This is a genomic window from Streptomyces sp. NPDC053048, from assembly GCF_044547045.1.
In the GTDB taxonomy this organism is placed as follows: domain Bacteria; phylum Actinomycetota; class Actinomycetes; order Streptomycetales; family Streptomycetaceae; genus Streptomyces.
In genome coordinates this window covers 1-1,098 of sequence record NZ_JBITZS010000028.1, presented here as the reverse complement: position 1 = coordinate 1,098, position 1,098 = coordinate 1, and the positions used below count along the sequence as shown (strand labels likewise).

Annotated in this window: 1 protein-coding gene; it reads right to left on the bottom strand. The window is 73.7% G+C overall.

The window, feature by feature from the left end:
- Positions 1–83: 83 nt before the first annotated feature.
- Positions 84–1,098, bottom strand: a 1,015-nt coding sequence (locus ACIG36_RS33305; protein WP_399936259.1) for an XRE family transcriptional regulator, incomplete at its 5' end; no start/stop codon positions are given.

Sequence of the window (1,098 nt, the reverse complement as noted above, 5' to 3'; positions counted from 1 at the left end):
CACGGGGATCCGGAGTACCTTCACCCGCAGACGCAGGCGTGGCAGGCCGAGGTCATTGACCGCGTCGCCGGTTTCCTCGCGGCCTAGGCGGGCAGCGCTGCGAGTGCCTGCCGCAGTTCCCGCACTGGTGTGCGGCGGGCGTGGGGGCGCAGGGCGGTGACGGTGCGGCGGACTTCGCTGAGCGCTTGCCCGAAGTGAGGGCCGGCGGCCAGGCGGAGTACTTCCATGCCGGTGGCGGCTGCTTCGTCGACTTCGCCCACGGCGGCCAGGGCACCGGCGAGATGGGCGGTGAAGAACGCCCGGTCCCTCGTCGGGAAGGCCCCCTTCGCCAGGTGCTGGCGCAGCAGGGTGACGGCGCGTCCGGGCTGTCCAGCTTCGCGGTGGCAGATGGCGCTCTGCACCATCAGCCGGTCGCGGGTGTATCCCTCACAGAGCGGGCCGGTGCACGTCGCCGGCTGCGCGGGCGCGGCGTCGCCGAGGGCGTCGTGGGCTTCGTCGAGCGTGCGCGCCACGTCGCGGTGGCCGGCGCCGGTGAGCGCCATCGCCCGGGCCTCTTGCTGCAGAGCCTCGGCACGAGCCCGGGGCGGCAGCGTCCAGGGCCCACGGGCGGCTACGTGGGCTAGGTCGTACATCCGGACCGCGTCCTGCCGGTCGGTGGCCTGGGCCCGCCGCAGCAGGACGTAGGCGTGCATCGGCCCGTCGCCGGTCAGTGTCGCCCACTCGATCGCCCGGTCGTGCCAGTACGTCGTGGTCTGCGGTGGTGCTCCGCTGTCGCGGTGCACCCAGGCGGTGAACTCAGCGGTTCTGGCGCCGAGCGCGAGAAGGTCCTGCCGGATCGCGGGACGCGCTTCGCGGGCGAGGGTGTCGATGGCGCCGGCAAGGCCGAGTGCGACGGGCAGCACCTGACGCGGCCCGGCATGGCTGTCGGTGCGGGCGGCCTTGTCTAACGCGGTGCGCAGGTGGGTCACCAGCATCGTGTCGCTGTAGCGCCGGGCATTGTCCACCGCCGCGGCGAGGTGCTCCAAGGCGGCCGCATCGAGCAGTGGCGCGCCCGCCAGCACTCCTAGGAACGTACGCCGGCGCACCGCGTCCTCCTCG